The organism is Hydrogenophaga aquatica, from assembly GCF_054780915.1.
In genome coordinates this window covers 65,393-71,769 of record NZ_BAAGVK010000023.1, presented here as the reverse complement: position 1 = coordinate 71,769, position 6,377 = coordinate 65,393, and the positions used below count along the sequence as shown (strand labels likewise).

The window sequence follows — 6,377 nt, the reverse complement described above, 5'->3', positions numbered from 1 at the left end:
CCGGCCAGTCCGTTCGCGCCAGCCATGCCGACATGACGCGAAGCGTTTCCACACAAAACGGCATAGAGCCGTTGCATGACGCTTTTCTCCAGGGGGTTGAGGGAAAGGGACGGAAGGATCAGCGGTACACGCGAAGGTGTTCCGCCGGGATGTGCAGGTTCAACCGTTGCCCGGCGTTGAGCACGCCATGGTGTTGCAGCGGTTGTTTCACACACAACTCGGGTTGCTGCGGCAGTTCGCAGCGCAGGCGCAGGTGGTCGCCAAAGTAGATGACGTCGGACAGGCCCACGCTGAGGACGTTTTCGGCCGGAGCAGTGGCACCGTCGAGCACGTGGATGCGTTCGGGGCGGATGCTGCATTGAACGGCATCACCCACGCTGGACTGGTTCACGTTGACGCCACGCAAACGCAGGCCGTCACCCAGCCGCACGGTGCATTGTTCGCCGTGTGTTTCGGCCACCGTGCCGTTGAGCACGGAGTTGTCACCCACAAAGCTGGCAACGAAGCGGTTGGAAGGCGTTTCGTACAGGCGGTCCACCTGGTCGATCTGCTGGATGATGCCTTCGTTGAACACGGCAACGCGGTCAGACATGGTCAGCGCTTCGGACTGGTCGTGCGTGACGTAAACGAAGGTCACACCCAGGCGGCGGTGCAGGGCCTTGAGTTCCAGCTGCATGTGTTCGCGCAGCTGCTTGTCGAGTGCGCCCAGCGGCTCGTCCATCAGCACCAGCTGGGGGTCGAACACCATGGCACGGGCCAGTGCCACGCGCTGCTGCTGGCCACCTGACAGTTGTGACGGGTAGCGGCCGCCCATGGGGCCCATCTGCACCATGTCCAGCGCGCGCTTCACCTTCGCATCGCGCTCGGCGGCGGGCAGCTTGCGCACCGTGAGCGGGTAGGCAATGTTCTCGGCCACCGTCATGTGCGGGAACAGCGCGTAGTTCTGGAACACCATGCCGAAGTTGCGCTTGTGCGGCGGCGTGCGGGTAATGGATACACCGTTGAGGTGAATCTCGCCCGACGTGGGGGACTCGAAGCCCGCCAGCATCATCAGCGTGGTTGTCTTGCCAGAGCCCGAGGGGCCCAGCAGCGACAGGAATTCGCCTTTCTGGATTTCAAGATTCAGGTCGCGCACCACGAGGCTATGGCCATCGTATGTTTTTTGTACGCCGGTGAAAGTAACGAGCGGTTGCGGTTTGTGCATGTAAGCGTGGTGGTGTGCAAGCAGACAGTGCCAATGACTGTAATGGGCTTGGTGCCACCTCGACATATACAGATGCACCCGGTACAGAGGCCGCTGTGCAGTTCGGACATCCAATACACAGAAACCCTGTAGTGCGCATGGATGTGATTTTTGCCTTGGGTGTGTGCGATATGCACCATTATGGGGCGTATGCGGGCAAAAAAACAGGGCCGGAACAGTCCGGCCCTGTGTCTGCTGCGTGTGCAGGCTGTACTGGTCAGCGCCCCGATGCAGACCAGCGCGCTTCGCCGTGCCCCAAGGCTGGTGGCGGCAGCCCGGCGGTGGGGCGCATGCCGTCCATCAGAATGGGGTGGGCCACCATGGGTGGTGTGCTGCTTTCAGCTGTGTCATGGCGCGGCAGCGTCATGCCGCGCGCGGCCACGTGGGGGTGTTCCATCACTTGCGCCACATCCAGAATGGGCGCGCATGGCACGGCGGCACGGTCCAGCAGTTGCACCCAGTCGGCGGTGTCGCGCTCCATGGTCCAGCCGGTGATCAGGGGCACCAGGGCCTGGCGGTTTTCCACGCGTGCCGGGTTGGTGGAAAAACGCGCATCGCGCGCCACGGCGGGGTGGCCAGCTGCTTCGCAGAAGCGGGTGAACTGCCCGTCATTCCCCACAGCCAGCACCATGTGCCCGTCGCGGGTGGGGAACACCTGGTAAGGCACGATGTTGGGGTGGGCGTTGCCCATGCGGGTGGGCCGCGTCTGGCCAATCAACTGGTTGCTGGCCTGGTTGGCCAGCATGGCCACCTGCACGTCGAACAGCGCTGCGTCAATCACCCGGCCCTTGCCGGTGTGCTGGCGCTCGTGCAGCGCCGCCAGAATGGCGGTGGCCGCGTACACGCCTGTCATCAGGTCTGTCACGGCCACGCCCACCTTCTGCGGCTCTTCGCCCTTGTTGCCGGTGATGCTCATCAGCCCGGCTTCGGCCTGAATGGCAAAGTCGTAACCGGCCTTGTGCGACAGCGGCCCGGTCTGCCCGTAGCCGGTGATGGAGCAGTAGATCAGCCCCGGGTTGATGGCCTGCAGGCTGGGGGCGTCCAGCCCGTACTTGGCCAGTTGGCCGACCTTGTAGTTCTCGATCAGCACGTCGGCCTCGCGGGCCAGTTCGCGCACCTGTTGTATGCCTTCGGGGCTGGCAATGTCTATGGCCACCGAACGCTTGCCCCGGTTGGCGCACAGGAAGTAGGCCGCCACGCGGTCTTCCCCGTCACCCCACCACGGTGGGCCCCAGGCCCGCGTGTCGTCACCCGTGCCGGGGCGTTCCACCTTCAGCACGTCGGCGCCGTAGTCGGCCAGAATCTGCCCGGCCCAGGGGCCGGCCAGCACGCGCGACAGGTCCAGCACCTTCACGCCCGCCAGCGGGCGGGGCATCTGCGTGGGCTCAAAGGCAAATTCCTTGGCGGCCATGGTGGCTTTCTCAGTTGCCAAAGGCGGCAATGCCCGTGATGGCACGGCCCAGGATCAGCGCGTGGATGTCGTGCGTGCCTTCGTAAGTGTTCACCACTTCCAGGTTCACCAGGTGGCGGGCCACGCCGAATTCGTCGCTGATGCCGTTGCCACCCATCATGTCGCGGGCCACGCGGGCAATGTCCAGTGCCTTGCCGCAGCTGTTGCGCTTGAGGATGGAGGTGATCTCCACCGCAGCCTTGCCTTCGTCCTTCATGCGGCCCAGGCGCAGGCAGCCCTGCAGGCCCAGGCTGATGTCGGTCAGCATGTCGGCCAGCTTCTTCTGGATGAGCTGGTTGGCAGCCAGCGGGCGGCCAAACTGGTTGCGGTCCAGCACGTACTGGCGGGCGCGGTGGAAGCAGTCCTCGGCGGCGCCCAGCGCACCCCAGGCAATGCCGTAGCGCGCGCTGTTCAGGCAGGTGAAGGGGCCCTTCAGGCCGCGCACCTCGGGGAAGGCGTTCTCTTCAGGGCAGAACACCTCGTCCATCACAATTTCACCGGTGATGGAAGCGCGCAGGCCCACCTTGCCGTGCACGGCGGGGGCGCTCAGGCCCTTCCAGCCCTTTTCCAGAATGAAGCCGCGAATCTGGCCGCCGTCGTCCTTGGCCCACACCACGAACACATCGGCAATAGGGGAGTTGGTGATCCACATCTTGGCGCCCGTCAGGCTGTAGCCGCCCGGCACCTTCTTGGCGCGGGTGATCATGCTGCCGGGGTCGGAGCCGTGGTTGGGTTCCGTCAGGCCAAAGCAGCCCACCCATTCGCCGGTGGCCAGCTTGGGCAGGTACTTCTGCTTCTGCGCCTCGGTGCCAAACTCGTTGATCGGCACCATCACCAGCGAGCTTTGCACGCTCATCATGCTGCGGTAGCCGCTGTCCACGCGCTCCACCTCGCGCGCCACCAGGCCGTAGCACACGTAGTTCAGCCCTGCACCGCCGTATTGCTCGGGAATGGTCGGGCCCAGCAGGCCCAGTTCACCCATCTCGTTGAAGATGGAGCGGTCCGTCTTCTCGTTGCGGAAGGCGTCTTGCACGCGGGGCAGCAGGCGCTCCTGGCAATAGGCGTGCGCCGCGTCGCGCACCTGGCGCTCGTCGTCGGTGAGCTGGTCGTCCAGCAGGAAGGGGTCGGACCAGGAGAAGCGGGGGTTGGAGCTCATGCGTTTGTCTCGCGAATGGATGAAGGATAGTGCGATGCTAGGCCCCGTGCGCCCAGGCGGCAAGCGAATTTTTCTGATCCAGATATGAGTATTTGTATTGAATGGTGTGCTAATGTGCGCCCACCATGCGACGCAAACTGCCATCCACCCAGGCCCTGAACTGCTTTGAGGCCGCCGCCCGCCACCAGAGCTTTACCCGTGCTGCGCAGGAACTGAACCTGACGCAGGGCGCCGTGTCGCGCCAGGTGGCGGCGCTGGAAGAGTTTTTGGGTGTGCCCCTGTTCCGCCGTACCCAACACGGCATGGTGCTGACCCCCGCCGGGGCCGACTATGCCCGCCACGTGGGCCAGCGACTGGACGCGCTGGAGCGCGACGCCGTGGAACTGATGGGCCGGCGCGGGCAGGGCGACAGTTTGACTCTGGCCGCTGTGCCCACGTTTGCCACCCGCTGGCTGATACCGCGCCTGCACGGGCTGGCCGCCGAACAGCCTGACCTGCTGGTGCACTTTGAAACCCGCACGCGCCCCTTTTTGTTCACCGACACGGGCATAGACGCCGCCATCTGGGCGGGCACGCCCGAGCAACTGCAGCAATGGGCGGGCACCCAGGCCACCCGGCTGATGCCCGAAGACGTGCTGCCCGTGTGCAGCCCCCGGCTGCTGGTGAACGGGCAAGAGGTGAGCCCCGAAACGCTGGCGCAGATGCCCCTGCTGCAACAGGCCACCCGGCCCGAAGCCTGGCGCCAGTGGTTCGACGCCCAGGGCGTGGACGCCCCGCGAGCCATGGCCGGGCCGAGGTATGAGCTTTTCTCGATGCAGGCAGCCGCTGCCATCAGCGGCCTGGGCGTGGCGCTGATGCCCACGTTGCTGGTGCAGGACGAATTGGCCAGTGGCGCGCTGGTGGTGGCCTGCGCGCGGCCATTGAAGGCGCAACGGGCCTATTACCTGGTGCAACCGCAGGTGGCCGAAAGACCGGCGTTGGCGGTGTTCCGGGAATGGCTGGCGCGGCAATGTGCCGAAGCGCAAAACTTTGCGCTATAGTGGTAGCAGAAAAATCAAATGCCCGGCCCGCATGCGCGGAGATTGGGTGAAGCCGTTGGGATCTACAACGAATTCCAACCGTCTATGCAGTTGCTCCTCAGTATTGCCGAGTGGTGCATAGAACGTTTTCGTTACCCACCAACAGGGAGTAGGTTAGTTTGTATGAATGAGACAACCTTTTTCGAGTATGAGGGCGTTCGAGTAACGAATACCAGGTTCATAGTGGACGGCCAGACTTTCGCGATGAACAACATCACCTCTGTTAAACCGCTTGAGCAAAAGCTGAACCGGTTTCTTCCGGGGTTGCTCATTGTTATTGGTATCCTGCCGGCGCTGAATGGCACCTATGGTGCATTGGTATTGGCGGTCATCGGTGGAGTCTGGTGGGCAATGCAGAAGACCGTTTACCACATCATGTTGCACACAGCTGGCGGTGAAACAAGTGCTTTGAAGACACATCAGAAAGAATACCTGCAAAAGGTGGTCACGGCACTAAACAACGCTATCGTTCACCGCGGATGAACCGTGTTGGCGAACCACTGGTCAGATTCCGAAGTCGAAGCAGCCGTTGAAAATTATTTCAGCATGCTCCGTCTTGAGCTTGAAGGCCAGAAATACAACAAGGCCGAGCATCGCCGTGCCTTGATGGAGCGGCTGAACAACCGGTCCAACGCTTCGGTGGAACTGAAACACCAGAACATCAGCGCAGTTCTGATTGAGATGGGTATCCCCTATATTGATGGTTACAAGCCCCGGTTCAATTACCAGAGATCGCTTCTTCCGGCTGCCGTCGCAGATTTTTTGAAGAGCCACCCACAACTCCAGCAACTGTTCGCCCGGGATGCCGAGGTTGCGCCACAGATTCCAGGCGTAGAAGATTTCTTGTCTGCCTGGGAGGCGCCGCCAACGCCGGAGGATCGGAAGGTTCCTGCTGTTGCCGAGCCGATGGCCATCTACAACCCAGGGGGCGTCAATTACTTGGAGCGAGAGGCCAGGAACCAGTCGCTTGGCGAGGCGGGCGAGCAGTTCGTCATCAATTTCGAGCGGGCACGCCTCATCCGTGCCGGGAAAGAATCCCTTGCTGATCGGATTGAGCAGGTTTCGGCGACCGTCGGACCATCGGCTGGATTCGACATCAGGTCCTTTGAAGAGAACGGGACTGACCGCTACATCGAAGCCAAAACCACCAAGTACGGCAAGAACACGCCCTTCTTCATCACCCCGCATGAACTAAGGTTCTCACGCGACAACGCATCAAGGTACTTCCTGTACCGCCTCTTCAGGTTCCGTGAGTCACCAAGGCTGTTCGCGCTCAACGGGCATCTACAAGATCGGTGCTCACTTGAACCGTCCGAGTACATGGCACGGCTAGCGTGAGCCAACTCGCGGCGCATAAGATCATCTGTGGTGCTCTACGCACCACCCCCCACCCGCAGCGCCCCTCCATACCCGTTCTCCCAGGGCGTTGCCCCTCAATTTGAACCCGCC

6 protein-coding genes are annotated in these 6,377 nt (G+C 62.6%); 3 read left to right on the top strand and 3 right to left on the bottom strand.

The features are described 5' to 3' along the window. Positions 1 to 118: 118 nt before the first annotated feature. From ACYVHH_RS16210 to ACYVHH_RS16200, 3 genes are all read right to left on the bottom strand, one after another. Positions 119 to 1,204, bottom strand: a complete 1,086-nt coding sequence (locus tag ACYVHH_RS16210; protein ID WP_460566207.1) for an ABC transporter ATP-binding protein — start codon at positions 1,202 to 1,204, stop codon at positions 119 to 121. A 256-nt stretch (positions 1,205 to 1,460) separates the two neighbouring features. Further along, positions 1,461 to 2,654 carry a CaiB/BaiF CoA transferase family protein gene (locus ACYVHH_RS16205; RefSeq protein ID WP_460566206.1) on the bottom strand — a complete coding sequence of 398 codons (1,194 nt, stop codon included), beginning with the start codon at positions 2,652 to 2,654 and terminating at the stop codon, positions 1,461 to 1,463. Positions 2,655 to 2,664: 10 nt separating this feature from the next. Continuing rightward, the gene (locus tag ACYVHH_RS16200) at positions 2,665 to 3,849 is read right to left on the bottom strand and encodes an acyl-CoA dehydrogenase (RefSeq protein ID WP_460566205.1); all 1,185 of its coding nucleotides are present in this window, start codon (positions 3,847 to 3,849) and stop codon (positions 2,665 to 2,667) included. 125 nt (positions 3,850 to 3,974) lie between these two features. Between ACYVHH_RS16200 and ACYVHH_RS16195 the strand changes: the two genes are divergently transcribed. Genes ACYVHH_RS16195 through ACYVHH_RS16185 form a run of 3 tightly spaced genes read left to right on the top strand, consistent with a single transcriptional unit; the run spans position 3,975 to position 6,266 of the window. After that, the gene (locus ACYVHH_RS16195; RefSeq protein ID WP_460566204.1) at positions 3,975 to 4,889 is read left to right on the top strand and encodes a LysR substrate-binding domain-containing protein; all 915 of its coding nucleotides are present in this window, start codon (positions 3,975 to 3,977) and stop codon (positions 4,887 to 4,889) included. A gap of 18 nt (positions 4,890 to 4,907) precedes the next feature. Further along, entirely contained in the window at positions 4,908 to 5,411 is a 504-nt protein-coding gene (locus tag ACYVHH_RS16190) for a DUF6232 family protein (RefSeq protein ID WP_460566203.1), read from the top strand. Between the two features lie 3 nt (positions 5,412 to 5,414). Beyond that, positions 5,415 to 6,266 carry a protein NO VEIN domain-containing protein gene (locus tag ACYVHH_RS16185; protein ID WP_460566202.1) on the top strand — a complete coding sequence of 284 codons (852 nt, stop codon included), beginning with the start codon at positions 5,415 to 5,417 and terminating at the stop codon, positions 6,264 to 6,266. Positions 6,267 to 6,377 lie beyond the last annotated feature (111 nt).

Excerpts from the sequence above, each read along its gene's own strand:
- ACYVHH_RS16190 (WP_460566203.1), top strand. The coding sequence starts at position 4,908 with ATGCCCGGCCCGCATGCGCGGAGATTGGGTGAAGCCGTTGGGATCTAC.
- ACYVHH_RS16205 (WP_460566206.1), bottom strand. The coding sequence starts at position 2,654 with ATGGCCGCCAAGGAATTTGCCTTTGAGCCCACGCAGATGCCCCGCCCG.
- ACYVHH_RS16210 (WP_460566207.1), bottom strand. The coding sequence starts at position 1,204 with ATGCACAAACCGCAACCGCTCGTTACTTTCACCGGCGTACAAAAAACA.
- ACYVHH_RS16195 (WP_460566204.1), top strand. The coding sequence starts at position 3,975 with ATGCGACGCAAACTGCCATCCACCCAGGCCCTGAACTGCTTTGAGGCC.
- ACYVHH_RS16200 (WP_460566205.1), bottom strand. The coding sequence starts at position 3,849 with ATGAGCTCCAACCCCCGCTTCTCCTGGTCCGACCCCTTCCTGCTGGAC.